Source organism: Paenibacillus pini JCM 16418 (assembly GCF_000576305.1).
Lineage (GTDB): Bacteria > Bacillota > Bacilli > Paenibacillales > Paenibacillaceae > Paenibacillus_AQ > Paenibacillus_AQ pini.
Genome location: NZ_BAVZ01000023.1, coordinates 15,105 through 41,846, shown reverse-complemented (window position 1 = coordinate 41,846; position 26,742 = coordinate 15,105). Strand labels below are relative to the sequence as shown.

At 39.6% G+C, this 26,742-nt stretch carries 24 protein-coding genes and 1 pseudogene; 14 read left to right on the top strand and 11 right to left on the bottom strand.

Translation table 11 applies throughout. The features are described 5' to 3' along the window. Positions 1–2: 2 nt before the first annotated feature. The 3 genes from selD to JCM16418_RS20760 all read right to left on the bottom strand — a co-directional run bounded on the left by selD (position 3) and on the right by JCM16418_RS20760 (position 2,803). Positions 3–1,052 (bottom strand): selenide, water dikinase SelD, encoded by a 1,050-nt coding sequence (gene selD, locus JCM16418_RS20770; RefSeq protein WP_036652797.1) that lies wholly within the window; start codon positions 1,050–1,052, stop codon positions 3–5. Between the two features lie 72 nt (positions 1,053–1,124). After that, on the bottom strand, positions 1,125–2,102 hold the full coding sequence (locus tag JCM16418_RS20765; RefSeq protein WP_052020626.1) for a D-alanyl-D-alanine carboxypeptidase family protein: 978 nt from the start codon (positions 2,100–2,102) through the stop codon (positions 1,125–1,127). Positions 2,103–2,263: 161 nt separating this feature from the next. Beyond that, entirely contained in the window at positions 2,264–2,803 is a 540-nt protein-coding gene (locus tag JCM16418_RS20760; protein WP_036652796.1) for an NADPH-dependent FMN reductase, read from the bottom strand. Positions 2,804–3,327: 524 nt separating this feature from the next. Here JCM16418_RS20760 and JCM16418_RS20755 point away from each other — a divergent pair. From JCM16418_RS20755 to JCM16418_RS20705, 12 genes are all read left to right on the top strand, one after another. Then, on the top strand, positions 3,328–4,401 hold the full coding sequence (locus JCM16418_RS20755; protein ID WP_036652794.1) for an Mrp/NBP35 family ATP-binding protein: 1,074 nt from the start codon (positions 3,328–3,330) through the stop codon (positions 4,399–4,401). 113 nt (positions 4,402–4,514) lie between these two features. Then, positions 4,515–4,754 (top strand): ferredoxin family protein, encoded by a 240-nt coding sequence (locus JCM16418_RS20750; RefSeq protein ID WP_036652791.1) that lies wholly within the window; start codon positions 4,515–4,517, stop codon positions 4,752–4,754. Between the two features lie 103 nt (positions 4,755–4,857). Continuing rightward, the gene (locus JCM16418_RS20745; RefSeq protein ID WP_036652789.1) at positions 4,858–5,502 is read left to right on the top strand and encodes a helix-turn-helix transcriptional regulator; all 645 of its coding nucleotides are present in this window, start codon (positions 4,858–4,860) and stop codon (positions 5,500–5,502) included. Positions 5,503–6,034: 532 nt separating this feature from the next. Beyond that, positions 6,035–7,909, top strand: coding sequence for a CLIPPER-2 domain-containing protein (locus JCM16418_RS26120; RefSeq protein ID WP_242403929.1), 1,875 nt, complete (start codon positions 6,035–6,037; stop codon positions 7,907–7,909). Next, positions 7,819–12,528: a beta strand repeat-containing protein gene (locus JCM16418_RS20740; protein ID WP_242403928.1), complete on the top strand. Its 4,710-nt coding sequence runs from the start codon at positions 7,819–7,821 to the stop codon at positions 12,526–12,528. Before JCM16418_RS26120 ends, JCM16418_RS20740 begins: the two co-directional genes overlap by 91 nt. After that, positions 12,525–12,842, top strand: coding sequence for a DUF11 domain-containing protein (locus JCM16418_RS20735; RefSeq protein ID WP_036652787.1), 318 nt, complete (start codon positions 12,525–12,527; stop codon positions 12,840–12,842). The genes JCM16418_RS20740 and JCM16418_RS20735 overlap by 4 nt, the downstream gene beginning before the upstream one ends. Before the next feature lie 23 nt (positions 12,843–12,865). Next, a complete protein-coding gene (locus JCM16418_RS20730; RefSeq protein WP_036652784.1) occupies positions 12,866–14,011 on the top strand; it encodes a DUF11 domain-containing protein in 1,146 nt (381 codons plus the stop codon). Beyond that, complete coding sequence (locus JCM16418_RS20725) at positions 13,990–14,202, top strand: hypothetical protein (protein WP_036652783.1); 213 nt, start codon at positions 13,990–13,992, stop codon at positions 14,200–14,202. Before JCM16418_RS20730 ends, JCM16418_RS20725 begins: the two co-directional genes overlap by 22 nt. A gap of 130 nt (positions 14,203–14,332) precedes the next feature. Then, entirely contained in the window at positions 14,333–15,976 is a 1,644-nt protein-coding gene (locus JCM16418_RS20720) for a spore germination protein (RefSeq protein ID WP_242403927.1), read from the top strand. Beyond that, positions 15,973–17,175 (top strand): Ger(x)C family spore germination protein, encoded by a 1,203-nt coding sequence (locus tag JCM16418_RS20715; RefSeq protein ID WP_052020625.1) that lies wholly within the window; start codon positions 15,973–15,975, stop codon positions 17,173–17,175. The genes JCM16418_RS20720 and JCM16418_RS20715 overlap by 4 nt, the downstream gene beginning before the upstream one ends. Continuing rightward, positions 17,172–17,396, top strand: a complete 225-nt coding sequence (locus tag JCM16418_RS20710) for a hypothetical protein (RefSeq protein ID WP_036652778.1) — start codon at positions 17,172–17,174, stop codon at positions 17,394–17,396. Before JCM16418_RS20715 ends, JCM16418_RS20710 begins: the two co-directional genes overlap by 4 nt. A gap of 19 nt (positions 17,397–17,415) precedes the next feature. Beyond that, positions 17,416–18,504: a GerAB/ArcD/ProY family transporter gene (locus JCM16418_RS20705; RefSeq protein WP_036652777.1), complete on the top strand. Its 1,089-nt coding sequence runs from the start codon at positions 17,416–17,418 to the stop codon at positions 18,502–18,504. Between the two features lie 84 nt (positions 18,505–18,588). Here JCM16418_RS20705 and JCM16418_RS20700 read toward each other — a convergent pair whose 3' ends face one another. The 3 genes and pseudogenes from JCM16418_RS20700 to JCM16418_RS20690 all read right to left on the bottom strand — a co-directional run bounded on the left by JCM16418_RS20700 (position 18,589) and on the right by JCM16418_RS20690 (position 21,396). Then, on the bottom strand, positions 18,589–19,461 hold the full coding sequence (locus tag JCM16418_RS20700) for a sugar phosphate isomerase/epimerase family protein (RefSeq protein WP_036652775.1): 873 nt from the start codon (positions 19,459–19,461) through the stop codon (positions 18,589–18,591). Positions 19,462–19,484: 23 nt separating this feature from the next. Then, entirely contained in the window at positions 19,485–20,342 is an 858-nt protein-coding gene (locus JCM16418_RS20695) for a sugar phosphate isomerase/epimerase family protein (RefSeq protein ID WP_036652773.1), read from the bottom strand. After that, positions 20,339–21,396 (bottom strand): annotated as a pseudogene (locus JCM16418_RS20690) (Gfo/Idh/MocA family protein). The gene JCM16418_RS20695 and the pseudogene JCM16418_RS20690 overlap by 4 nt, the downstream one beginning before the upstream one ends. A gap of 127 nt (positions 21,397–21,523) precedes the next feature. On the opposite strand from JCM16418_RS20690, the gene JCM16418_RS20685 reads away from it, so the two are divergent. Both JCM16418_RS20685 and JCM16418_RS20680 read left to right on the top strand, forming a co-directional pair. Then, positions 21,524–22,399 (top strand): AraC family transcriptional regulator, encoded by an 876-nt coding sequence (locus JCM16418_RS20685; protein ID WP_036652771.1) that lies wholly within the window; start codon positions 21,524–21,526, stop codon positions 22,397–22,399. Between the two features lie 136 nt (positions 22,400–22,535). Continuing rightward, complete coding sequence (locus JCM16418_RS20680; protein ID WP_052020623.1) at positions 22,536–22,904, top strand: DUF4190 domain-containing protein; 369 nt, start codon at positions 22,536–22,538, stop codon at positions 22,902–22,904. Between the two features lie 96 nt (positions 22,905–23,000). Here the strand turns inward: JCM16418_RS20680 and JCM16418_RS20675 are convergent, their stop codons facing one another. From JCM16418_RS20675 to JCM16418_RS20660, 5 genes are all read right to left on the bottom strand, one after another. After that, positions 23,001–24,113, bottom strand: coding sequence for a pyrimidine-nucleoside phosphorylase (locus tag JCM16418_RS20675; protein ID WP_256203075.1), 1,113 nt, complete (start codon positions 24,111–24,113; stop codon positions 23,001–23,003). A gap of 65 nt (positions 24,114–24,178) precedes the next feature. Continuing rightward, positions 24,179–25,711, bottom strand: a complete 1,533-nt coding sequence (locus tag JCM16418_RS20670; RefSeq protein ID WP_036652769.1) for a recombinase family protein — start codon at positions 25,709–25,711, stop codon at positions 24,179–24,181. Between the two features lie 59 nt (positions 25,712–25,770). Continuing rightward, positions 25,771–25,929, bottom strand: a complete 159-nt coding sequence (locus JCM16418_RS25105; RefSeq protein WP_156327240.1) for a hypothetical protein — start codon at positions 25,927–25,929, stop codon at positions 25,771–25,773. After that, entirely contained in the window at positions 25,919–26,473 is a 555-nt protein-coding gene (locus tag JCM16418_RS20665; RefSeq protein ID WP_036652767.1) for a Holliday junction resolvase RecU, read from the bottom strand. The genes JCM16418_RS25105 and JCM16418_RS20665 overlap by 11 nt, the downstream gene beginning before the upstream one ends. 20 nt (positions 26,474–26,493) lie before the next feature. Beyond that, a complete protein-coding gene (locus JCM16418_RS20660) occupies positions 26,494–26,718 on the bottom strand; it encodes a hypothetical protein (RefSeq protein ID WP_036652765.1) in 225 nt (74 codons plus the stop codon). Between the last annotated feature and the right edge of the window lie 24 nt (positions 26,719–26,742).

The following is a 26,742-nucleotide window of genomic DNA, read 5'->3' as shown; positions in this document are numbered from 1 at the left end:
CCTTAATCAATCACAATTTGTCCACTATGGCTGCCTCTGACTTCACCAATAATGCTAGCCTCTACACCAGCATCGACGAGCTCTTGATGAAGCTTCTCTGCATGCTCACCTGGAACGGAGATCAGCAAACCGCCTGATGTGACCGCGTCACATAAAATCCAACGGTCAATTTGATCCATGTTTTCTGGAAAAACAATATCATCCTGAACATGAGTAAAGTTGTTTTTTGTTCCACCAGGAACGAATCCTTGTTCAGCCAGCTCACGAACTCTTGGTAGAACAGGTACGTCTTGCTTATGGATGAGAATTTCAACACCACTTCCCTTAGCCATTTCTAAGGAATGGCCCATTAGACCAAAACCCGTTACATCTGTACAAGCATGTACATCGTATGGTTCCATAACTTCTGCTGCTGTTTTATTTAAAGTTGACATTACTTTAGTTACCCGTTCAACTTCTTCCGCACTGAGTTTGCCGTTCTTAATCGATGTTGTCATAATACCTACACCTATTGGCTTGGTAAGTATTATTTTATCTCCAGGCTTAGCTCCTGCATTACTGCGTACTTTATCAGGATGGACAATGCCCGTAACGGATAAACCAAATTTAGGTTCCTTATCATCAATGGAATGCCCACCTACAAGTGTAGCTCCTGCTTCTTTTACCTTATCGGCTGCTCCGCGCAAAATATCAGATAATATGCTCTTGTCCAACGTAGAGATAGGAAAAGCTACAATATTTAGTACTGTTAATGGTTTAGCACCCATAGCATATATATCACTAATCGCATTTGCTGCTGCAATTTGACCAAATGCATATGGATCATCAACAATTGGTGTGAAGAAATCTAAGGTCTGAACGATAGCAAGTTCGTCATTAAGCTTATATACACCCGCATCATCGCTGGTATCAAGTCCAACCAATAAGTTAGGGTTAGGTTCAACTGGTGGCAAATTACGAAGCACCTGCATTAAATCAGCCGGACCGATTTTACAGCCGCACCCTCCTTTGCTCGATAAAGATGTTAATTTAACCGTTGTTTCTGATCCCATGAATCGCACGACCTTTCTGTCTTAATACTTTTAGCGTACACGAATGATGTAAACAAACGCAAATCATGAGGCTTATCGGCTAACTTCTACCGTATTTCCAAAATACTGCTCGAGTGTAATTTGTTTGGTTGTAACAGTTTTAGCAATTTCATTACCAACATAGCGTAAATGCCATGGTTCATATTTATATCCCGTAATGGCATCCTTGCCACTTGGATAACGGATGATAAAACCATATTCATGAGCATGCTTACTCAGCCATTTGGCTTCTTTAGTACCAGCAAAACAACTCTCTGCTGCACATTTACCATTACTACCCGCTACATCAATTGTGAGACCAGTCTGGTGTTCGCTATGGCCTGGACGTGCACTGTAGGTATCGGCTGCCTTAACGCCGTCACGCTTAACGTAATTATTATATAGAGTTGTCTGCCGAGATTCTGAACGGTAGCCAGACACCCCAGCAAGCATAACTCCGTCTCGCTTTGCGCCTGCAAATAGCTTCTCTAATGCTCCTGCTGCAACTTTACGCATTTTACGTTTGTCCACTTTTTCTACGAACGTAAAAGGGACATTCGGATACACAAGATCTGGTGGTACATAACCCTCAGGTAATCGATATGTCTTATTGACAAGAACCGTATGACTTTTCGGCTCCGCTACAACATGTTCTACCTTATATGAGTTCACAAATGATGTTGTTTTACCAGGACTTGCAGGTGTAGTGACTTTATTATTCGACGTGTCTTTACTCTTTGAAGGGTTATTACTCTTCGATGTGTCCTTACTCTTAGATGTGTCTTTATTATTCGATGTGTCTTTATTATTCGATGTATCATTAGTATTTGAGGGTTTTGTGGTCTGGCTTGATTGATTCTGATTCACAGGTGTTCCCTGCTTATCCTCCGGCTTTGATAATGCGGATTTGTTCTTAATCAGCGTTTGCTGCTCCTGCTGCTCAGCCTGATGGTTACCTTGATTTCCAGCGTAGAGAGCACCGCCTATCAATAAAATAGCTACAAAACTAATGATATATTTACGTTTATGCATCAACGTCTCACATCTCCCTAATCTCTTAATCTATCATTCTCTAAAACTATTATAACGCATATTGGGACAAAAAAAGACCTCATCCGACATTGGATGAGATTCTACATTTTGACAAGTGCATTCTTCTTGTTATACATTTGACAATTCAAGTGATGAGGAAGTTATTCGGACTTCAAACGTGTTTGCATAAAAACAAGCTCATGAGCCAATTTTTCGATTCTTTCCAGTACGTCCGGGTCTCTAAGTTCTTTCAAATCATTGAAATGATCGTCATGAACGTATACATAGCTCGGTGCTACGAAAGATCTGAAAAAACCAGCGATAGGTTTCAATTGATTTTCCACAACTAGATAATGCTGATAGGTACCTCCAGTAGCGATAAAACCGACCACTTTTTGCTGAAAGGCAGTTATAGGTACTAGATCAAATAAATTCTTAAGTACTCCACTCATGGAAGCTTGATAAATAGGTGTTCCAATGAGAAGAAAGTCAGCTGATTCCACAATATCAATTACTTTTCTCGTATCATCTGTGTATGCTGAAGGATCACGTCCATCGCAGAACTGAACATTATAATCTTTCATATCCAGTAATTCTGTTTCGACTTCCGGGTGATTGCGTTTAACTTCTTCCAATACTTTGTCTACTACAATTTTCGTTTTTGTTCCAATAATAGCACCCGATATACCAACCAGTTTCATGAAGGTAAACTCCTTTTCCAGTGTAATTTATGGGGTCTTCGCATTGTCGGTAATTTGAGTCAATACCTTCATGATGCTTAGATCCTGGCTGTTAATTCCTTGAACCGATTATTCAATGGTTACCTGGTGACTTTCTCTCATGAATAATGCCGTGTATTTGAGTATCGTTAGGCATCTTTATTCACAACCGTTTCCACCATTTTCACACCTCATCATTTATTACTTGTCTACGCAACTACTTCACTAAAAAATATATGATCTAAACCACTTTCGACTTATATCGAAGCGATTTACTGAAGTTATATGACCTAGACTTAATTAATAAACATAAATGTATACTAATTATATAATAACTTTTTGCGAAATTGTCAACCTTTTGTCAAAAGAATATGAGTACTTTATATACCTATATGTTGACTATATCTAAGACGTGTTCTACAATTACCCTGATATATTTTATTTTTCAGATCCTTTTTGACCATACTGTAATTATGGAGAAACAGAAATGATGGTGATTAAAAAACATGACTAAAGAAGATCTCATTGAAGCCATCAAGCACATTAAGGATGACGAGCATGGACTTCCGCTTACGGATCTTGGATTAATCCGGGATATTACGGCACGTCCAGAACATGTTGCCCTAACCGTATTGTTAAGTCCAGAGTTGGTTCAAAAACGTGATTGGATCGAAGCTCAAATTATTGAATCCATCACTAAAATTGGAGCTTCTAATGTTCACGTGAGGCTTAAAGAAATTTCGACAGATGAGAAGAATGATATTATAGCGATTAAGCTAAACAAATCCGTGAGGCGTGCACCAGCACTTATGAACTCTCCTCTCGTTACGCCTGAATCAGGTGTTACCTTTATTGCTATTGCCAGTGGCAAAGGTGGAGTTGGTAAATCTACGGTTACGGTCAATCTCGCTGCCGCTCTTTCTCATCTTGGGAAACGTGTAGGTATTATGGATGCAGATATTTACGGATACAGCATTCCAGAGATGATGGGCATAACGGAGTTGCCACAAAAGCATAATAACCGCATTGTTCCAGTAGAACGTTATGGAATTAAAGTGATCTCGACTGGTTTTTTTGTACAAGGTAATAAACCCGTCGTGTGGCGAGGCCCTATGCTCGGCAAAATGTTTACTACCTTTTTAAACGAAGTCGAATGGGGCTCACTGGATTACATTATCATTGACCTTCCACCTGGCACGGGAGACATTGCTCTTGATGTGCATAATAAGATTCCGCAGTGCTCAGAGATTCTGGTTACGACACCGCATCCTACTGCCAACCATGTAGCTGCTAGAGCAGGTGAAATGGCGATCCAAACCAATCACCCTATTTTAGGTGTCATTGAGAATATGTCGTACTTTACAGACCCTTCAGGAGCGCGTCATGATCTTTTTGGTCGCGGTGGCGGCGCTAAGCTCGCTGAACAACTACAAACCGAACTGCTCGCTGAGATTCCAATTCATCCTTCAGATACAGGTGAGCATACGAATCAAACATCTGCCTCAACCTTTGGTGAGAACAGCGAGCAATGGCATATTTTCAAACAACTTGCAGAAAAAATTATTGATCAAAATGGTTAAATAGAATGAAAAAAAAGTCTAATAAGCTTTTGTTTCAATCTATGGAAATAGAATGAAAAAAAGTCTGTAATGCTTTTGGTTCATTTTATATATTTGAAAGGTGGAAAAATAGAATGTCTTATATTATTGCCTCAGCTTGTATTGATGAAAAAGCAGCCGACTGCGTTGACGTATGTCCAGTTGATTGTATTGCCGAAGGTCCAGATCAATATTTTATTGATACAGATATCTGTATTGAATGCGGAGCTTGCGAAGTCGCTTGCCCTGTTGGCGCTGTTTACTATGATACTGACCTGCCAGAAGATGAGAAACCATATATCGCTAAGGCTGAGAATTTCTACAAATCTCGTTAAGACAGTTAACAACGTACTCATGGCCTGTTGATCTCAACATCGACAGGCTATATTTTTTTCCGATGATCAATGATTTCGGATCTATGAACAGGTGGTGTTATCCATGGAACAACAGCTCGATATCTCTACGAGAGACAAGATATTACAAATGTTAAAAACCAAAGGTGAGCTCAGCGCTAAAGATATTACGGAGCAAATTGGAATCACCAGCATGGCCATACGCCGTCATATTAATACACTTGAAAAAGAAGGACTTATTGAATCGAAAACAATTAGACAGCCTATGGGGCGCCCTACTGCTATTTACCGTTTAACGGAGCAGGCCGAAGGCTTCTTTCCTAATAAATATTTTGCGCTTACCCTTGATCTACTTGGTGAATTAGAAGAAGATGCAGGTAAGGAAATGGTACATCATCTTTTTGATCGTCGTGGACAATCTCTACTTCGTAAACATGGCGATAAAATGCATGGTAAACCTTTTGCTGAAAAGGTTGAGATGCTTGCCGAGATCCAAAATGAAAGTGGCTACATGGTTCATCTAGAGAAGAAGACCGAAGATGAATATACCTTATTAGAACATAATTGTCCTATTTCGCAGATTGCTAAGAAATATAATCATGCATGCGCATGTGAAATGAAGTTGTTTGAGTCTCTGCTTGGAGCGGAAGTCAGTCGATCCGAATGCCTAGCTAAAGGTGATAATAAATGTGTCTATACCATTCGCAAACAACATAATACCCTTCATTAATGAGCTCAAATGAGCTCAGCCCACTTTTGCAGCAACCTTCACTTGGACTGTGGATTGACCGAGAGTGTTATCCAAATACGATATTAGAAATATTCTCGGCTATCCTCCTCACCTTATATTGATCCTTTTATCTTGTTTCTCTAGCTCCCCTTCCTTCGAGCATCATTTATTTTTTGAAAAATAATACGAGCTATTCTAAATTTGTCAGTGTTCTCATACTAAATTACACATTATTATCATACGATTTGTAGGAGCATTTGTTTTTAGAAGAAGTCAGTTTATCCGCCGATCTCATGCTATTCAACGTCAAGGAGGTGAAATCATTCCTCTTATCGTCAGAGCTACTATTAATGCGACGGGAGCCATTACTTTTACAGGTAATACCTTAGGTCTAAGTCGTTCCGATGTCGCGGGAGTTCCAGGGATTTTAGATAGTATAGGTGCCTTTACAAGTACGAGCGCTACACAATATGGTACTTATCCAGTAGGGACAACAAATTCCTATGCAAGTAACAGCTCTTCCGCAAATCTTGTGCTTCCTTCAGGAAGTACGGTTCTGTATGCTGAATTAATTTGGGGAGGATCTTATATTGTTGCTGGCAGTATCGACTTAAGTGCTTTTATTAACAATCCGATAACCTTCGTAACACCTGCAGGTACCAACAGCATTACACCTGATTCATCGACAAGCAATTCGATTAATTTTGGCAACGGTATTACTGCCTATGTTCGTTCAGCTAATGTAACAACATTAGTTCAGGCGGGAGGCGCTGGAAGCTATGTTGCTGGCAATATCGTAGGAACTATCGTTATTCCAGGTGATTCGACAGGTAACCATGCAGGATGGACACTTGGCGTTATTTATCAGAATCCATCCCTCCCCTTTAGAAATATGTCCATACGTGCTGGTGCCATACTTGTTCAAGCGGACTCAGGACCTGTCTCTACGACTTTAACCGGTTTTGCTACTCCAATATCGGGTGCATTAGGAGGTAGAGCTTTATTTAGCGCACAGGAGGGCGATGCAAACCGAAATGGAGATCAAGCATTGTTTGGGGCGACGGCAGCTACAGCGACGGCTTTGTCAGGCCCTAATAATTTTGCGACTAACTTCTTCGCCTCTCAAATTAATAATGATGCTGGTCTAGTAGATACTTCAGGAACCTTTGGATCGAGAAATCAGACGAATGGATCCCCTGGTGTAAATATTGTTGGTGGACGACAGGGATGGGATATTACGAATGTTGATATTTCTTCAAAGTTAGTTAATAACCAATCCTCTGCCGTTCTTACGCTTACGACTTCGGGAGATGCCTATGCGGTTAATGCCAATGCAATTCAAGTCGATATTAATGCCCCTAAAATTAATGTCGTCAAATCTGCAAATGTAACTGGAGCCATTACTGGTGACACTATAACGTATACGGTTACCGTAACGAATACTGGAACGGCCAATGCAGCCAGTGTCGTGCTTTCTGATGCCCTTCCGAGTGGATCAACACTTGTATCTGGAAGTGTGACAGTCGCAGGGACTGCAAAGACTACGTTTGATATCGTGGCGGGAGTTCCACTAGGTTCGTTGAATATTAACAGTTCAATAGTCGTGACTTACCGAGTAACGATAACGACTTACCCGGTTTCAGGTCAGCTAGCAAATACGGCTAAAGCCGCTTTTACTTTCCAGAGTGTTGCTGGCGGCTCTACGATTACTGGGGTTATTCCATCCAATACGCTGACTGTTCCCGTTTATGCCCCCATACTAACGATCACGAAAACGGCTAATCGTAATAACGCCACAGTTGGTAGTTCAATACTTTATACCTTACTTGTTACAAACACTGGTAATATTGGAGCTACTGTAACTTTGACTGATAACATTCCTGCAGGTAGTAGCTATCTTTCTGGAACTTTCAAAGTGAATGGAAATGTCATTTCCGGCGCTAATCCCGCAAATGGTGTTGCTATCGGAATTGTCGCTGCAGGAGCCACCTCCACCGTTACTTTTCAAGTTCAAATTAATTCGCTTCCTACACCACCACAACTGGTAGATCAAGCAACCACCACTTACAACTTTCAACCCCCTGATGGCAGAACAATCTCGGGCAATGCATCTTCTAATTCACTCACCATACCAGTGACTCTTCCTAACATTTCAATAACTAAAACTTCAAGCGCCTCGGTTTCTGCCGTTGGAGATACACTTACATACACTTCTAACATCTCTAATAATGGAGCTGAATTAATCTCAAATGCCATTCTAACGGATATTCTACCAACAGGAATTACATTTGTTGCTGGAAGTGTGGCATTGGTGGAGTGTCTATTCCAACTGCCAATCCAACAAGTGGAATATCCATTGGAACGATTGCAGCAGGTGGAACGGCTACAGTTAGCTTTCAGGGATTAATTACTTCTTTACCAGCTTCAGGACAAATTTTCAATCAAGCATCGGTTTCATACAGCTCAGGAATATACTCTGGTAACTTACTTTCCAACATCACAAATACCTTAGTTTATCAATCGATTGTGGGATTGGTTAAAAGCGCGAATATTTCTTCGGTTACAGTCGGAAATGTCATAACGTATAATGTCGCTGTGCAAAATACGGGCAATATCGCCGCCCAGGTAACACTGATGGACAACGTGCCATCAGGAACGTCTTTTGTTCCAAACAGTGTAACCGTAGCAGGAATATCGGTAACGGGTCAAAGTCCTATTACTGGCATTGCAGTGGGTTCAATTCCTGCTGGTGGATTAGTGAACGTCACTTTTCAATTTCTACTTAACACGCTCCCCTCCCCTGCTTCTGTTGTCAATCAGGCTACTGCAAGTTATACGTATTTGCTATCTACGGGACGAACCATTTCGAGCTCATCCACTTCAAATACACTCAGTATTCCTGCATCCTTGCCGAGTGTTACGGTAACTAAAAGTGTAAATTCATTGGAAGCTACCATTAATGATGTTTTAACCTACACTTTAATTGTAAAAAATAACGGCACCTCCTCAGTAACCAACGTAATCGTTTCCGATCTGATTCCTTCAGCAGCCAGCTTTGTCACTGGCAGTGTCATCTTAAATGGTAGTGTCTTGGTCAATGCAGTTCCCGCTAACGGGATCACCATTGGTACATTAACTTCTCAAGCCTCTGCTACATTGACATTTCAAGTAAAAGTTGTCTCTATTCCTGATGCCTCCACACTAAATAATAGAGCAAGTGTAGCATTTACTTCCGGATCATTTACCGGCTCAGCAATCTCAAACAACGTAACAACGAATGTCTATCAAGCGATTATAGGCATTGTGAAAAGTGCAAGTACTATACAAGCAACGCTCGGAGATACATTTACGTACATGTTTCAAATGAGTAATACAGGTAATACATCAGCTTTAGTTACTTTAACGGATCAAATACCTGCAGGTTGTACTTTCGTTGCAAATAGCGTTCTTGTCGCTGGGTCTCCAAATCCTGGTGTTAGCCCTATAACAGGCATAAACTTAGGCACATTGAATGCTGGAAGTAGCATTTCTGTAAGCTATGTAGTTACTATAACTTCATTTCCGCTCTCCAAACAGTTAGTTAATCAAGCGTCTACATCGTATACGTACAGTTTGCCTTCGGGTAGACAGGTATCTGGTACTTCTGCTTCTAATACCGTTACCATACCTGTAGCCATCCCATCTGTTGGTATAGTGAAAAGCACGACTCGGTCAGTAGTGGTTACGGGTGATGTAATCACCTACGCATTTGTAGTGACAAACAGTGGTATTACAGCCGTCAATAACGTTATTGTGCAAGATTCATTGGCAAGTAATACGGCCTTTATACTTGGCAGCGTTATCGTCAATGGGGCATCAAAGCCTGGGGCAAATCCATCTGACGGCATTCCAGTAGGTACCTTAGCCCCCGGTACTGCTGCTACCCTAACATTTGAGGTGAGGATAACAATGCCCATTCCTTCACAGATCACTAATCAATCTACTGCAAGTTTTACATCCGGAGTATTCTCTGGTTCTGCATCATCTAACATCATTACCACCCCCGTTGTACAGCCACAAATATCTTTGGTAAAAAGTGCTAATACTGTAAACGCAACGATTGGTGATGCCATTATATATACGATAACCGTAAACAATACTGGCAATCTTCCAGCAAATGTGACATTGACTGACATTATTCCACAGGGAACGACATTTACGGTAAACAGCGTCATCGTAGATGGATTTCCACAACCAGGTATATCTCCGGCTACAGGGATTAATCTTGGAAGCATTTCGCCATCCGGAGCGGTCATCGTTACTTTTGGAGTCGTGGCGACGCTGCTGCCAACGCCTCAATTTTATAGTAACCAAGCTACAGTGAGCTACACCTATACGCCACCTGATGGTAGAACCCTTACTGGAAATTCATCTTCTAATATCGTTACATTTCCTGTATCTGCTCCGAATGTGAACGTAACGAAGACCACGGTCTCTTCAGCTGCTACTGTTGGTGACACACTTATTTACGCTATCGCCATTACAAACAATGGTATTGAAACAGTTAATAGCGTGCAGTTTAGCGATCCACCACCAGCTGGAACATCCTTTGTAGCCGGAAGTGTGTCGATTAATGGAGTAACGGTCCCCTCAGCGAACCCTACATCTGGTTTTAATGTTGGGAGTATTGCCCCGGGCGTAACAACATCTGTTGTATTTAATGCCATAGTCAATTCGGTTCCATCCCCTGCAACACTGGATAACCGAGCAACGGTTACATTTACGTCAGGTGCATTCTCGGGCTCGACTTATTCCAATACAGTTACGACGCCGGTATATCAACCACTAGTCACAGTCTCGAAAAGCGCAAATACAGCAAACGCAACGGTTGGAGATACCGTGAGTTATACCTTTATCATTAATAATTCAGGTAACTATGGTTCTTTGGTTACTTTGACGGACAATATTCCTTCAGGAACATCATTTGTAGTTAATAGCGTACTTATCAATGGAGTACTACTACCGGGTGCAGATCCGATCGCCGGTATTAATGCTGGAATTATCGGAGCTGGTCAGACAACAACAGTCGTGTTATCCGTTCTAATTGATTCGCTCCCCTCTCCACAGCAATTGGTGAATCAGGGCACTGTATCTTCTGCATTTACACTACCTGATGGACGCACGTTAACCCGAACAGCAAAATCAAATACCGTCACGATACCTGTTTCAGCACCTAACGTTACAGTTGTGAAAAGTACGGCTTCAACATCTGTTACAGCCGGAGACGTAGTAACTTACGTAACGACAATCACAAATAAAGGTATTGCTTCGGTAAACAATGTGCTTTTTACAGATACAATCCCTGTTGGAGCGGCTCTTGTACCAGGCTCTGTTAGTGTAGATGGAACGATAAGACCAACAGCCAATCCTTCTACGGGCATCATTCTTGGTTCTATTGCTCCCAGCGCATCCGTTGCAGTTGCCTTTAATATCATTGTGAATTCCTTGCCTGCATCCGCATTGTTAACAAATCAATCTTCAGTTAGTTTCACATCAGGTGTTTTCTCAGGAGTAACGTTCTCAAATACCGTAACAACTCCCGTATACCTTCCTCTCTTCAAGGCTTTAAAATCAGCTAATACGACAAATGCTACAGTGGGAGATACGGTTGTATACACCATAAATGTTAATAATACGGGAAATTTCGGTGCGCAGGTAATTCTAACGGATTCCATACCGGCCGGTACAACTTTTTCTCCTAATAGCGTTATCGTAAATGGTCAGTCACTTGCAGGCGCAGATCCGTCAACGGGTATTCCGCTAGGAATCATAGCCACAAATGCAATCATTACGTTCTCAGTCATTGTCAATGCAGTACCCACAGGACAGCAGCTAATCAATCAAGCTTCAGCAACCTATTCGTTTGCACTCCCGGATGGACGTATTGTTAATAATTCATTTACTTCAAATACTGTAACTATTCCAGTTTCCTCTCCTAATGTCACGGTCTCCAAAACAACAACATCCCCCGATGCATCTTTTGGGGATACGGTAACTTATACCGTCACCATTACAAATAACGGAATAGAGAATGTTAACAATGTTGTATTTACAGATGCCATACCTTCATCAACCACTTTTATTCCAGGTAGTGTAACGGTCAATGGAGTCTCTCGGCCATCCGCTAGTCCAACGGCTAGTATTTCACTCGGAACCATAGCCCCAGGCGCAACAGACACAGTCACTTTCAGTGTAACAGTTGTCTCCATTCCTCCATCCGGACAGCTTGCAAATCAATCGGCTGTAAGCTTTACTTCAGGAGCATTTTCAGGATCAGCAGTATCTAATACAAATGTAATCCCAATCTATCAGGCTATCGTTAAGGCTGCAAAAACTGCAAATACGATTAATGCGACTGTAGGCGACACGGTTAACTATTCCGTAGCTCTAACCAACATAGGTAACTTACCTGCACAAGCTACTCTTACCGATCCTATACCTACTGGTGCTGTATTCGTTCCCAATAGTATTTTAGTTAACGGTGTTCCTCAGCCAGGCGCGGATCCTAATTTAGGAGTCAATGTCGGAACCATAGCACCGGGTGCAACGGTCAATGTAACGGTAACTTTAGAAGTAACTATTGATACACTTCCACAACAATCGCAGTTGTCGAATCAGGCGTTTATAGATTATGTATTTACGCATCCTGATGGACGCGTTCTGACTGGATCTGCCGCAAGTAATATTCTGATCATTCCAGTCTCTTCTCCAAATTTATCGGTAGTAAAAAGCACCACAGCCATTGATGCTGTCGTTGGAGATGTTATTACCTATACTATTGTGGTAACAAATAATGGTATTGAAGCAGTAAACAATGTGGTACTGGTTGACCCGATACCAACAGGAACTACCTTCGTCGTAGGCAGTGTTACGGTAGATGGCATTCCAAAAGCAACAGCAAATCCAAGCACCGGTATTCCAATTGGCATCATTGCACCAGCAAGTTCATCCGTCGTTGCATTTAGAGTTCAAGTAGTCACATTATGATTAACGAACCCTTATCCAATTTTATGCTTCGAAATCAGACACGTGTGCTATTCAATTCAGGAGAAGTGAGTGCAGTCGCTTACTCAAATACTGTAAATACACCGCTTGTAGGTCCTTCTATAAAACTAATAAAACAATCGAGTGAATTAACAGCCTCCCTCCATCAGACATTAACGTTTGAGATATCTGTTTTCAACGAAGGTAACAAGGACGCAAATGTCATATTCTACGACAATCTACCAGAGGGTATGTCCTTTATTATGAATAGCGTGTTACGTGACGGCTCCCCCTTCCGGGTGCAAATCCAAACCTAGGCATTGATATTGGAACGGTTCATATGGGAACCGTAGTTAAAGTCTTTTTCCAAACCATTATTACTAGCATTCCAGATGATTTGAAATATACAAATCAAGGATCTGCCGTCTATTCTTTTAAGACCACAGAGGGAAGGACGATAACGGGTTCAGTGGAAAGCAATCCCGTCGATATTCGTGTGATCCCTTTCCAATTATCCATGATTGCAACGATAAGCACAGATCAAACCTTCACTGGCGATGTAATCACGTATCAGGTGACCATTACCAATCAAGGAAATATTCCCTTACAGTTGCTCATCTTATCTATTCCTTTGCCAGCAGGTGTTGTCTTTGTACCTGGAAGTGTCACCATCAACGATATGTATATTCCTGCAGTAAATCCCGATGATGGGATACCATTAGGTTCACTTTTACCTGGAGCTTCAGTTCAATTAAGGGTGTCCCTTAGAATTGCAGGCGTACCGGAGACCAATCCATTCTTCATTCAAAGCGTTCTATATTACACCGCTAACGATACCGAATATTCGGCTTTGGCGAACTTATTACAAATTACCTATGTTCAACCCCTTATTACGATCACCAACGATTTGAATATAACAAAAGCTTTAGTAGGAGAAATACTGACATACACAACGATCATTTCAAACGAAGGGAATTTTGCAGTCGAAGCTAATCTTAAAAATACCGTTCCTCAAGGACTTTTATTTGTCCCTAATAGTCTAGAAATCGACGATTCCATGATTACTGGGTCCTCGCTTCCAGATAGCGTGCCTCTAGGAACGCTTAGACCCGGCCAATTCATTACCATTCGATATCAGGAAATCACTACGCAACCTTCCCTTCAAATCAATGATGGTAAGATTAGTCAGCGAAGTACCCTTTTGTGTAATTTTCGATTATCGGACGGTAGAGTTGTACAAAATACGTTTTATTCCAATTACGTAAACGTAGATGTTTTTGCATCTATTATCGAAATATCAGCTTCTCCTAAAACACAAATATGGGATGTAGGAGAGACAATTTCCTTTCAGCTTCTGATTACCAATCTGGGTAACTTGACCGCTAATGTAACCCTCTTAAAATGGATTCAAAGTAGGACTGCTTTAATCCATGGAATCGTATTAAAAAATGGAGAACCCTTACCATGGAGGATGGGTTTTATATAGGGGCGGTTCTACCTGGTAACTCACAAGCATTGACATATATAGGGCATATCCAATCAGATTTAGAAGAGGATATTGAAGAAATTCAAGTATACTTCAAATGCAAATATGAATATCATTTAGACGAGAATACAAATACAGGCGAGGCAAAATCGAATATATGTAGTGTGATTATTGAAACGAATAGTGAATAAAAATAGCAACATGAAAGGCTCAGCCGCTAAATGGCCGGGCCTTTTCCTATTACACCTTCATATTTCACTTTGAAGAAAAAGGAATTTAAAAATGCCAAATAGCGAATGCTGATAAAGAACGAATAAAATATTGCATTCGAAAGGGACAACCATAGCCATGTCGATATTTAGTTGGCTAAAAAAAAGGAATCACAATACGAATATCCGTCACTCGATGAAAGCCCTACCCACAGTAAACGTCAAGAAGTCTCTGCCTATTGATCACAGCAATGATTCACCTAACTCCAACAGCAGTATTGATGAACGATTACAATGGTTTAATCATCACCTAGGCAATTGCACCGATTTGGTGACACATATATTTAATCCCAATCCAAGTCAGACATGTGCGTTGCTTTATTTCCGCGGCATGATCGATCAAAGCACGATTCAGGAGGAAGTACTGAAAGATATACTGTCCTTAGGTAAAACGAATGCATCTGATTTCAAAGAATGTCTTTTTGATCTGAAACAACTATCCGTCTCAGACCTTAAAGAGATTACGGACATGCAAAAAGGATTATCCGCAATCTTAGGTGGTCATATTGTGCTACTTGTTGACGGAGATCAGAGAATGATTGAATTCCCTTTCTCATCATATGAGACAAGAGCCATCCAAGAAGCGCCAAATGAATCGGTCATTCGGGGACCGCGGGAAGCTTTTATTGAAAATTTAGATATCAACTTAACCTTAATTCGTAGAAGAATGAAAACCGCTGCTTTTAAGACAGAGATGATGCAGATCGGTAAAGAGACTCAAACCAATGTAGTTATTGCGTATGTACAAGGAAATTGTAAGCCTGAGCTATTGGACGAAGTGAAAAAAAGATTATCCCAAATCAAGATTGATGGCATTCTCGGAAGTGGTTATTTAGAGGAATTTATTGAGGATAATCCTTATTCACCATTTCCTCAGTTGCAATATACGGAACGTCCGGATGTGGTTACCGCATCGATATTGGAGGGACGTGTAGCTATATTTATGGATGGTACGCCAATGGTCCTCATTGCACCCGTTACATTATTTATGTTGCTGCAATCGGCGGAAGATTACTACCAGCGTTTTATCGCTGCTACGTGGATACGCTGGATAAGATACATCTTTCTCGTTGTATCTTTATTATTACCATCCACATATATTGCGATCACTACGTTTCATCCCGAGATGATACCCAGTCAACTACTGATTTCGATAGCATCTTCGCGGGAAGTGATTCCCTTTCCTGCCCTCATTGAAGCCTTCTTGATGGAAATTGCTTTCGAGGCTTTACGAGAAGCGGCAGTACGGATACCTAAAGCAATTGGTCAGGCAGTTTCGATTATTGGTGCGTTAATTATTGGTACCGCTGCTGTTCAAGCCGGAGTTGTATCTGCGTTTATGGTTATTATCGTTTCTCTGACAGGTATAGCATCCTTTATTAGTCCCCACTTTGATCTTGGATTATCTTTTCGAATATTGAGATTCCCCATTATGATTCTGGCGGGAGGATTCGGCTTATTCGGAATTGCTTGTGGTTTAATCGTAATATATCTACATCTTCTAAATTTAAGATCCTTTGGAACCCCTTATCTAACCCCACTCGCTCCGCTGGTATTTAATGAACTGAAGGATACCCTTTTTAGAGCTCCATGGTGGTTAATGAATAAGCGCCCTTCCTTATCGGGATCAAATAAATCGAGACAACCAAAGCATTACCGAAATTGGACACAGACGCAGGAGGACGAGGAAGATTGAAAACTTTCGACACATTATACAAAGCTCTACTTCTCTTGCTAAGTATAAGCATCATACTTCCTCTCTCTGGCTGCTGGTCGTCTGTTGAATTAAATGAACGTGCTTTCGTGAAAATGATCATTATAGATAAAACAAAAGATGGAATTGAACTTTCATTTGCATTCCCTTTACCTAACCGAACAATTCCCGGAACCGCAGGAGGCTCAGGTACATCATCTGGAGCACCGTACACCTTCATTACACAGCAGGAGAAAAATATCGGCAAAGCTTATCGTAAAATCCAATCCGATCTATCAAGAGAAATCACCTTTGGACAAACTCGTGTAGTAGTAATCGGTAAAGAAATGGCAGAATCCGGGGTTGGACCACTCCTCGATTTTCTAGGACGTGAACCAAAATTCCACATTAATGCCACCCTATTTGTTACATCTGGTAAAGCAAATGTCATTACAACAATACCTAGTGTATTCGAAAGGTTCCCCTCAGATATATTAGTCGCATATGGACAGCACAACGTGATTTTTAATACGACAATAAAGGATTTTCTTGTGGAAAACCACAGTGGAGGGGATATTATTGCCCCAATGTTGGCCTTCAGCCAGAAAAATCTTATAAGTGAAAAGAATAAGGAACAGACCTGGCTTGGCACTGAGGGAGCAGCAATATTCTCTAAAGGTAAAATGGTAGGTAAGTTGGATACCAAAGAAATGAGAGGTGGATTATGGATTTCCGGGAAATTAATAGATGCCGAAATATCCATTCCATCCCCTACAGACGGTAAAAACATAAGTTTTATGATTCATCATAAACGCACTAGAATTAGACCACAAGTTCACGATGAACAAATTAAATTACAAATAAACAGCGAAGCCAATGTGGATGTACTAAATTCCACTTCGAATATTGATTTAAATAATTTAGACCAACTAAATAACCTTGAACAAGCGCTGGGAAAAGAGATCAGCAGACGAATGATTACATCCATTGATAGAACGAGGAAAGTAAAATCAGACGCTTTTCACTTTGGTAATTTTATTGATTGGCACTACCCTAAAAAGTGGAAGGAAATCCGTTCCAATTGGCGAGATCTCTATGTAAATCATGTGGATTTCGACATCAAATTAAAGATCACTATTAATCGCTTGGGCACGATACAGGAGACGGAAAAAGTCAACAATTATAAGGAGATAAGAGAATGATTGTCATTGCACTCCTGTTCGGATGTATCCTCTGGTTAGAATGGAGATATATGCATCTTAGACAACGCAAGAAACGTACTTTTGTAATCGTCATAGCTATGGGTATTGCTGTCTGTATTTGTTTGGAAGCATTACACTATTTCAATGGACAGTGGGCAATGGCTCAAGTCATAGAAATGGTATTCGATCCCGTTGAAAAATTCATGCACATCGGAAATTAATGAAAATGAGGTTACTTGTATGGCGAAAATCAACCAACTCCAGATTTATATGCTCTATAGTCTATATTTATTTACATCAACTATCGGCTTTTTAATTGGGCCTATTATTAAAAAGAGTCATTATTCCTCTTGGGTTTCGATCTTCATAGGGGCGATATTAGGACTTATACTGACATATGGATCCTTTCTTTTAGCGATGAGAAGACCCACCCAATTTTTCTCTTCTTACGGTAAAAAGATTATGGGGAGATGGATTCATTACCCGCTAATGGTATTTATGATTTTCGCAATATTATGCATTGCTGCCTTTATACTAAGAGAATTACAGGATCTTGTTATTCAGGTCTATCTTCCCGATACGCCGCAGTGGGCTGTTTCTAGTCTCTTTGGTATTTGTATTGCCTATGCTGTCCGTTCCGGAATTGAAAGTATTTTTAGAGCTGCTCAAGGTATTTTCTTTTTTACCATCGCAGGAATATTGTTTATTCCCTTCATCGTAAGTAAAGAAATTAATTATGACATGGCCATAGCATTTTTAAATCATATGGAACTTGCCGGGATTACAAACGGTAGTTTTCTTATCGCTTCACTCTTTGGTGAGATGGCTTTTATAGTATTTGTAATGCCCTATATTATTAGTAACGAAAAAACAATGAAATCTCTGACCTGGGCAACAATTACGTCCATTTTCATTATCTTAGCTAACCTTCTTCCAGTAATTTTGGTTTTTGGCCCCGAGCTGCCTTCTAACCTTACATATCCGGAGTTTGAGCTCCTACGTTTCGCGAAGACATCTACGTTCCTAGAAAACTTAGATCCTCTACTCATTGCCATCTGGCTATCAAGTTTGTTTATCAAAATCAGCTTACTTATATTTGCAGCCACAGCAGGGTTAACTCATATCTTTTCTTTAAAAGATCACAAGCCCTTTTCATTCGTCATAACAGCTCTAGTGGTAGGCTTGTCTCTAACCATTGTCAGAACACAGACAGAACTCAATCATTTATTAGAGCATGGATGGATTCCTTTTGTCCTTATATCCGAAACGATCCCTCTATTCTATTTATTAGTCGATTGGCTCCGCTCATTACTTGTGAAAAGAAGTTAACAACTGATCACAAAAAAGCAGCGGCTACTCCCCGTTAAAGCAACAGGAACAACCGCCACTATATTGTATGTTGAATGAATATATTTATACTCTATACTGCTTCAAGAACTGAACCGCCTTAGAAATATCTGCAGCTGGATCATCTCCAACTTCACGCTCAATCGTCAAGTACCCTTGGTAGCCTATATCTGTCAGCGCTTTCAGATAGTTCTGCCAATTCACGCTTCCTTCACCTAGTGGTACTTCGCTGAAATATTGACCTTCACCTGGAACAAATGTATTGTTCTCATTCGATGGTGCTTCGTAACCTAGGGATTCATAAATATAATGTGCAGGAACTTCTTGCAGACGAATACCGTCCTTCGCATGTGTGTGTACGATATAATCTCTAAGATTGTATACACCTTCAACTGGATCATCACCAGTCACCATGACCATATTCGCAGGGTCAAAATTCACGGACACACCTTTGGAGCTAAGTCCATCAAGGAACTGCTTTAATCTCGCAGAAGGTTCTGGACCTGTCTCAATCGCAAAATATGCATTCATGCTTGTTGCATATGCAGCGAGTTCTTCGCAGGCTGTATGCATGTTGTGATAGATTTCGCTATTTGTATCTTCAGGAACGATTCCAATATGTGTAGTTACGACAGATGTACCCATCTCAACTGCTAAATCTAGAATGCGCTTGGATTTCTCGATTTTCTCAGCATTGACTTGTTTATCTTGGAATCCGTAACCTCCAAGATCTCCAACCAATGCAGAAATTTCTAAACCTAGAGATGCAATATATGACTTAAGTTCTGTACGTTGTGCTGTAGACAGATTAGCAGGGTCCATCTCGCCGCTTACGGCATAGATTTGAACGCCATCTGCCCCTACACTCTTCGCTTTCTGCAAGCCTTCTCTAACGCCTACACAGAAGCTATCTACGATTACGCCAATCTTGTTATTCATCCTCAAGCACCTCTTCTCATATACTAAATTTCATTCCAAAGTCTTCTTACATTATCTAGACCGATTTGAGTGCCTACATAGGAATCTTCCATTCCTTCAAATTCGATAGATAGATACCCGTCAAAACCAGATTCCTTCACTATACGCAGAGATTCTCGCAGGTTAAGATCACCTTGTCCTGAGATTGCACCTCTGAGATAGTTACCACTTGCAGTCTTAAACCATCCCTCGCCTGGATACTGTGCTGCTGGGCGCAAATAGAAATCTTTGATATGAACGATTGAAGCATAAGATATATTGTTTTTCACTGCGGCAACTGGATCTTCATCTACGCACATAAAGTTACCCACATCGAGCGTAGTTTTAAAATTAGAACGATCAACTTCTTGAATCAATGTTTGAACACGATCACTTGCCTGAATATAGTACCCATGATTCTCAACACTAGTCGTGATATCATATTGAGCTGCATAATCAGCAATTTGGCGACAAGCCTCTGCTAAACGCTTCACTTCACTGTTAAATTGCTTAATCGATGTATCCTTACGTCCTGCTACATCATGACGCATGAGCTTAACCCCTAGACGCGCCGCAATGTCGACCTCTTTCTTCACACGCTCAATTTCCTGCTCATACTCTTCCTCTGTGTCTACACCAAAATTAGCATAGATCGCATAGTTAGAAATATCGAGTTTAAGTTCAGCCGCTTTAGCTACGATTTGATCGATAAGTTCAGGATTGTCTGTCAAACTATAACCAACGGGAACGATCTCTACATGCTCGCCACCTATAGCTGCGATCTTCTCAATAGCTTCGATTACCGTGATTTCACCCGAATGAATGGGACGAAATAGGCTGTATGTGCTTACTCCGATTTTCATAGTATAATTTCGACTCCCTTCTCAGCAGATTCATAAATGGCATTCAGCATTCTCATCATTTCTACACCATCTTCTACAGGACTGTTAGGTTCTTTACCCTGCTGAATATTCTCAATGAAATTGTTGATTTCATTCTGGAATGCGGCTACAAATTGGAAGCTTTATGGTCTGTCTGAGGTTGAATGTTGAGGATCGTGTCATGCTTCTCAGTTACGATAAAGAGTGCAGGATCAATTTCAAAGCCGCCCTTTTCCCCGAATATCTTCACAGTTGATTCATCTTCCTTAGCGTGAAGCGAGAAGCTGACATCTACCATAAGCGATGCACCATTCTCAAAACGGATTAACGCATTAGCCATATCTTCTACTGTATTCTTACTTGAATCGTAATCTGCTGCTTTATAGAAAGAAAAATTGCGGATATGCGCTCGATTTCCGAGCTTTTGATAGACGTTACCAGTAACAGATTTCACCTTAGGCTTGCCCATCATGAACCAGCAGAGGTCGATGACGTGAACACCAATATCAATCAGTGGTCCGCCGCCTGAGCGTTCTTTATCCGCGAACCATCCACCTGGATTACCTAAACGGCGTAGAATGGATGCTTTGGCATAATATAAGTTACCGAACTCATCATTATTGATGAAGTTTTGAAGTAGTTCAACGTTAGGATCGTGACGACGTACATAGCCAACTTGAAGAATGGCTTTACTCTCGCGAACTGCCTGCTGAATTTGATGAGCTTCTTCAACTGTGCGGCAAAGTGGCTTTTCAACCAATACATGTTTGCCGGCGCGAACCGCAGCGATACTTGTTTCGGCATGTAGATTGTTCCATGTACATATGCTGACAGCATCTACATCCGGGTCAGCCAATAATGCTTGATAATCTGTATATGTTTTCTGAGCTCCGTATTTCTGGGCTACCGTTTTGGCTCTTTCCTCATTCAAATCACAGATCGCAACGATTTCTGCATTAGGATTGTTCTGGTAGGCATTTAAATGAGATTCCGAAATCGATCCAGCTCCAATAATAGCTACTCTTACTTTGTTCATTTCAATTCAACTCTCCTTTTGTGTCTCGCTTTTGTCTTCTTAATTGAATTATAATAGTTCTATATAAGACTGCCATGAAGAGCAGTGCTGAACATTTAGACAAATGTGCTATTTTGAGGTGAATGAAATGCAGCGACCCCTTGATTTAAGGGAACCCATGGATATGCCCAATCCCTTTTTTCCTGTAAAAGTAAATGATTGCTCAGCTAACGAATATGGTATGACTCTCTTTCCACATCATTGGCATAATCATATTGAATTTTTATATTTCTCTAAGGGCTCGGCCATTATTGAAATAAACTCGATTCCCCATGAAGTGCATGCTGGTGAGATTGTTGTTATTAATAGTAATGATTTACACTACGGCACCAGTTTATCGGAAGATTTAGTCTATTATGCGATGATCGTTGATATGAAACTTTTGCAAAGCCAATCACTCGATGCCGTTGAGACGAAATTTATAACACCGATTACCCAAAACCGTATTTTATTTGCGAGTAAAATAACGGATGATGACGAGATGGTAAACTGCGTAACCTCACTAATAAAGGAACTAAAAGAACGTCCGTTTAGCTATGAACTGTCGGTTAAATCCTATTTATACCGGATTCTAACACTGCTGCTTCGCAATTACGTTGTCGATTATTCATCAAATGAAAATGAGCAGCTGCGTATTAAGAATTTGGAACGATTCACTCCCATTTTTGAATATATTGATGAACATTATTCAGAGGAGCTGTCGGTAGAATTACTGGCTAATTTGGCAGGTTTGAGCCGATTTCATTTCAGCCGATTATTCAAAGAGCTAACCGCGCGCACGGTGACTGAATATATTAATACGCTGCGCATTAATAAATCGGAATATTTATTACGAAATTCACGATTGAATATATCGGAGATTGCTCTATCGACTGGCTTTAAAGACATTTATTATTTCAGCCGTGCATTTAAAAAATATAAAGATATCTCTCCTTCAGAATTAAGAAAGAATTTCAGCATATAATTCTACAAAGTGTATTAAACATAGAATTGTAGAATATTGACGTTTTACGTAGCCATATTGGAGAATACTGGGTATAATAAAAGGTGACATGTGCATATTAGGAAATTTAAACAATTCATTTAGGGGGATTTTATCGTTGGAACCGTACACAGATAATGAGTATAATCAATACCAGCAACAACCGCCTTACCCACCTTATCCACCTGCAGTAACAAACGGAAAAGCCATAGCAGCTCTCATTCTCGGTATTCTAGCATTTACGCCGTATGTAGGGATTATTCTAGGTATATTAGCAATTATATTTGGTGCGTTAGCTTTAAAGGAAATTAAAGTTAAGAATGAGCAAGGACGTGGATTAGCTATAGCTGGTCTAGTATGCGGTATTGTGGGAACGATCTTATATCTCATCATTATTATCTTCTTAATCATCATTTTTGTCATTGCAGTAAATGAGCCAACGACATATGATGCGATGAGCATTCTTTCTTCAAGATTTATTGGATAAAAAAACGAATCCAAGTACATATAAACAGGGTTGAGCAGCATAATAGCTACTCAACCCTTTTTATTATAATTACATTCATTCATATTTCAGCAGTCACTATTCTGTAATGATACCGTGTACCAGTACCGGTGCTTCTGCATGGTCAGCAATACGAATGTTTTCGTAGAGACAGTTCATTACATCATCCACATTCTCACGATTCGCGTGGATCGTAACGAGGGACTCGCCCTTCTTAACAGCATCCCCAATCTTCTTATTCAGCATAAGTCCTACAGCCAAATCGATTTCCGATTCTTTCGTTGCACGACCTGCTCCTAGCCACATCGCTGCGGTTCCAATTTCGTCAGCTATGATCTCAGACACAACTCCATCTTCTTTGGCAGGAACTTCTATCAAGTATTTAGCCTGAGGTAATTTCTCAGGGTTATCAATAACATCTGGGTTACCACCTTGGTTTACGATAAATTCCTTGAACTTCTCAAGAGCTTTACCGTTCCGGATAACCTCTCTCAGCATCTCTTCGGCTTCTTCTAATGAGTTTGCTTTATTTGCAAGGAATACCATTTGACGTCCAAGTGCAAGACATAGCTCTTCCAAATCTTTAGGACCATGACCCTTCAATGTATCAATAGCTTCCTTAACTTCAAGCGCATTACCAATTGCAAGACCTAACGGTTGGCTCATGTCCGAAATAACTGCCATCGTCTTACGTCCAACATTGTTACCAATGCTTACCATCGCATGAGCTAGTTCCTTCGCATCATCAACAGTTTTCATGAATGCGCCTGCGCCTGTTTTCACATCCAGTACGATCGCATCAGAACCTGCAGCAATTTTCTTACTCATGATGGAACTTGCGATCATAGGAATGGAATCAACAGTCGCTGTCACGTCACGTAAAGCATACAGTTTCTTATCGGCAGGTGTGAGATTTCCTGTTTGGCCGATGACTGCAATTTTGTATTCATTGACGAGTCTTACGAACTCTTCGCGCTCGATTTCTACATGGAAGCCTTCGATAGATTCAAGCTTATCGATTGTGCCACCTGTATGACCAAGTCCGCGACCTGACATTTTAGCTACAGGAATATCCAAAGCAGCAACTAATGGTGCCAACACAAGTGTAGTTGTATCACCCACACCGCCAAAAGACATAACAGATAGTTTTTGATTTTCAACGCTAGTTGTTGTTCTTTTAAAACTATCCATATTTATTTTATAATAAAAAGTAGTGTTACCAGACTTATCGATATCGATTCTTTCCAATATACCATCTAACAAGCGTTTTTTAGATAAAATGGTGCTGTATCAATCATAGTAGAGAATTCTTTAAAATTATCGATCATTGATTCAGTAGCATCTTTTTTCTGAGACTGCATTAACATTTTATCTTCTGCTATTGATTTGCGAATTTTAGTTTCATTTATTTTTTTTAATATTTCGGCTTGATCTTCCTGATAATTGTCTCTTAGAAGAGTATAATTGTTATCTTCCTCATCCAAATCTAAGAGCAATCTTCGAATAGATGTATAGTCTTTATTATATCTAGATATTTTTTTTTCAATTTCTTTTAATTCATTTACTAATACATTGTCAGATTCAATCAAACCATTTTGTATCCTATTAGTTAGATTTGAATAGTCTATGTCAGATATATCTTCTTTAATCTTTTGTAGAACATACTCTTCTAATATCTCTTTTTTAAAAATTGAGCTAGAGCAATTTTCGTATTTATGTGAATGCTTACTTGAACAAACATAATATAAATATTGAGCACCATTACCTTTTGTTGTGTTGCGGGTATTATATTTATTTCCACATTCTGCACAATAAATAATTCCAGATAGAAGAAAACTAGTTGTATAAAAACGGGGTGATCTTACTGAGTTTTTCTTATTATCTCTAATTCTGTTGATTTCCTGCTGTCTTTTTGATGTTCGGCATACTTCTTGAGTTCCAATTGCGCGAATTACTTTTTCGTCTACATCATCTGGTTTAAGTAGTCTCCTATCCCCTTCTGTACTGTAAAGAACCATGCCCGAATAGAAGGGATTATACAAGATTGTTTTAACTACGTCATTAGTCCACTTTTCGCTACTACGTTTGTATTGTTTTCTTCTAAAAGCGGCTCCTTGCGCGCGCGCGCCTAGATTAGAGATTTTTTCACCACTTAGCCATTTAACTATTGAATGTATACCATATCCACCTAAATACAATTCTTCAATTTCCTTAATTATTTCAACATCTTCTGGTATCAATAATATTTGCTCATCTTTTCTATAATATCCAAACGGTAAATTTCCACCGCTATTTTCTCCTCTCTTCGCTTTGTCTCTCATTACATCCGAAACCCTCATTGATATTTGAGCTGATTCTATTTCATCTAAAGAAGCTCTAATATTCTCCATCATTTTTCCATAAGGGTCATTATTTGAAGATTGCATTTCACCAGTTGCAGAATATATTAACTCACAGTTAGCTTGTTCTAAAGCACTTCTTATTGCTAAAGAATCTTCTATCTTTCTTGCGATTCTGTCTCTTCGATAGACTATCAGCTTATTAAACAATCCTGCCTTAGCATCGCCAAGACACTCAAGCAGGATTGTTCTATCCTTTAATTTTGTTTTAGAAGCGGATACTGCTGGTTCAATGTAAACCTTGAAAAGGATTCCATTATTTTTCTCAATAATACCTACTCCTAGATTTTCTTGCATGGGTATAGAGTCTCCGCTATCAGCCTGTTTATCGGAGGAAACCCTGATATAAATAGCATATACATCTTGTTCTTTACTCTTAGAGAGTGTCATTAAGACTGCCTCCATTTTTATGTTCTTTGGTTGTACTAGTTATGTATTATATATTATTACTATTTACTTATTCTATCAAGATAATTTGTTGTTTTAATATAATTCACAAAAATATCTACCATAGTGCTCTCGAAATTATCAATTAATAATCTATTAGCCTCTTCATAATCCAATACTTGAACCTTGTAATTAATTTTTGGAATATTCTTAGCTTTCATATTTTAGTAAAGCCTCCTTTACAAATTCTTTAATATTATACTTATAATTCACCCTCATTTTAGTACTTTTTATCTCTATACCAATCTCCTCACATATACTAATTGGAATTGAACTTTTATTTATTTTTGCTCTATATTTATGATTTGTTATTTTTCTTTGAGCAGCCATTTGATAATCTATAAAATCTCTTATATGTATAAAAAACAATCTGTTTTCAGGTTCTCTAAAGTTAAATAAGAATCCTGATATTACTCCATTGTGTGTTGATGCTTCTAACAAATTATCAATTTGATGTTGCTTAATTATACTTTCACTGAAACTAATACTTTTTTCTTTTGTCGATTTGAGTTCAAGAGTAAACAAATGTCCACTAGTAAACATTAAACAGTCATAATCATTGCGGACTAACTTCACCCTGTTCCTCAAATCTGGTGGAACATTTACATCTTTTATTCGAAAGAAAAATATTTTCTCTTCACAATTTAATACACTGCTCTTAAAGCTTTCTTCAAATATTTTTCCGAAATTTTTATTAGTAGTCAATTAAACACCCCTAAGCAAATTCATGACCAAAACTGCATCCTTGAGATCTTCCGCGAATTAGAATACAAATGTTTAACGTTCATTAAATTTTTTATTTCTTTCGGATCAATTTCACTCTTTTTTATCAAAAAATATGAAGGGAATTCTTTTTTAAACTTTGTTAACTCTTTTTCACTTCTACATGAAATAGGAATTTTATCTCCATTTGGTAGTAAGAACTCAGTGTAAATACGCTTATTTTTCAATGTTTATTATCCTCCTGATAAATT

Bases quoted from the DNA above. Each gene is read 5' to 3' on its own strand.
- selD (WP_036652797.1), bottom strand. From the start codon at position 1,052: ATGGGATCAGAAACAACGGTTAAATTAACATCTTTATCGAGCAAAGGA.
- JCM16418_RS20765 (WP_052020626.1), bottom strand. From the start codon at position 2,102: ATGCATAAACGTAAATATATCATTAGTTTTGTAGCTATTTTATTGATA.
- JCM16418_RS20760 (WP_036652796.1), bottom strand. From the start codon at position 2,803: ATGAAACTGGTTGGTATATCGGGTGCTATTATTGGAACAAAAACGAAA.
- JCM16418_RS20755 (WP_036652794.1), top strand. From the start codon at position 3,328: ATGACTAAAGAAGATCTCATTGAAGCCATCAAGCACATTAAGGATGAC.
- JCM16418_RS20750 (WP_036652791.1), top strand. From the start codon at position 4,515: ATGTCTTATATTATTGCCTCAGCTTGTATTGATGAAAAAGCAGCCGAC.
- JCM16418_RS20745 (WP_036652789.1), top strand. From the start codon at position 4,858: ATGGAACAACAGCTCGATATCTCTACGAGAGACAAGATATTACAAATG.
- JCM16418_RS20735 (WP_036652787.1), top strand. From the start codon at position 12,525: ATGATTAACGAACCCTTATCCAATTTTATGCTTCGAAATCAGACACGT.
- JCM16418_RS20730 (WP_036652784.1), top strand. From the start codon at position 12,866: ATGGGAACCGTAGTTAAAGTCTTTTTCCAAACCATTATTACTAGCATT.
- JCM16418_RS20725 (WP_036652783.1), top strand. From the start codon at position 13,990: ATGGAGGATGGGTTTTATATAGGGGCGGTTCTACCTGGTAACTCACAA.
- JCM16418_RS20710 (WP_036652778.1), top strand. From the start codon at position 17,172: ATGATTGTCATTGCACTCCTGTTCGGATGTATCCTCTGGTTAGAATGG.
- JCM16418_RS20705 (WP_036652777.1), top strand. From the start codon at position 17,416: ATGGCGAAAATCAACCAACTCCAGATTTATATGCTCTATAGTCTATAT.
- JCM16418_RS20700 (WP_036652775.1), bottom strand. From the start codon at position 19,461: ATGAATAACAAGATTGGCGTAATCGTAGATAGCTTCTGTGTAGGCGTT.
- JCM16418_RS20695 (WP_036652773.1), bottom strand. From the start codon at position 20,342: ATGAAAATCGGAGTAAGCACATACAGCCTATTTCGTCCCATTCATTCG.
- JCM16418_RS20685 (WP_036652771.1), top strand. From the start codon at position 21,524: ATGCAGCGACCCCTTGATTTAAGGGAACCCATGGATATGCCCAATCCC.
- JCM16418_RS20675 (WP_256203075.1), bottom strand. From the start codon at position 24,113: ATGGATAGTTTTAAAAGAACAACAACTAGCGTTGAAAATCAAAAACTA.
- JCM16418_RS20670 (WP_036652769.1), bottom strand. From the start codon at position 25,711: ATGACACTCTCTAAGAGTAAAGAACAAGATGTATATGCTATTTATATC.
- JCM16418_RS25105 (WP_156327240.1), bottom strand. From the start codon at position 25,929: ATGAAAGCTAAGAATATTCCAAAAATTAATTACAAGGTTCAAGTATTG.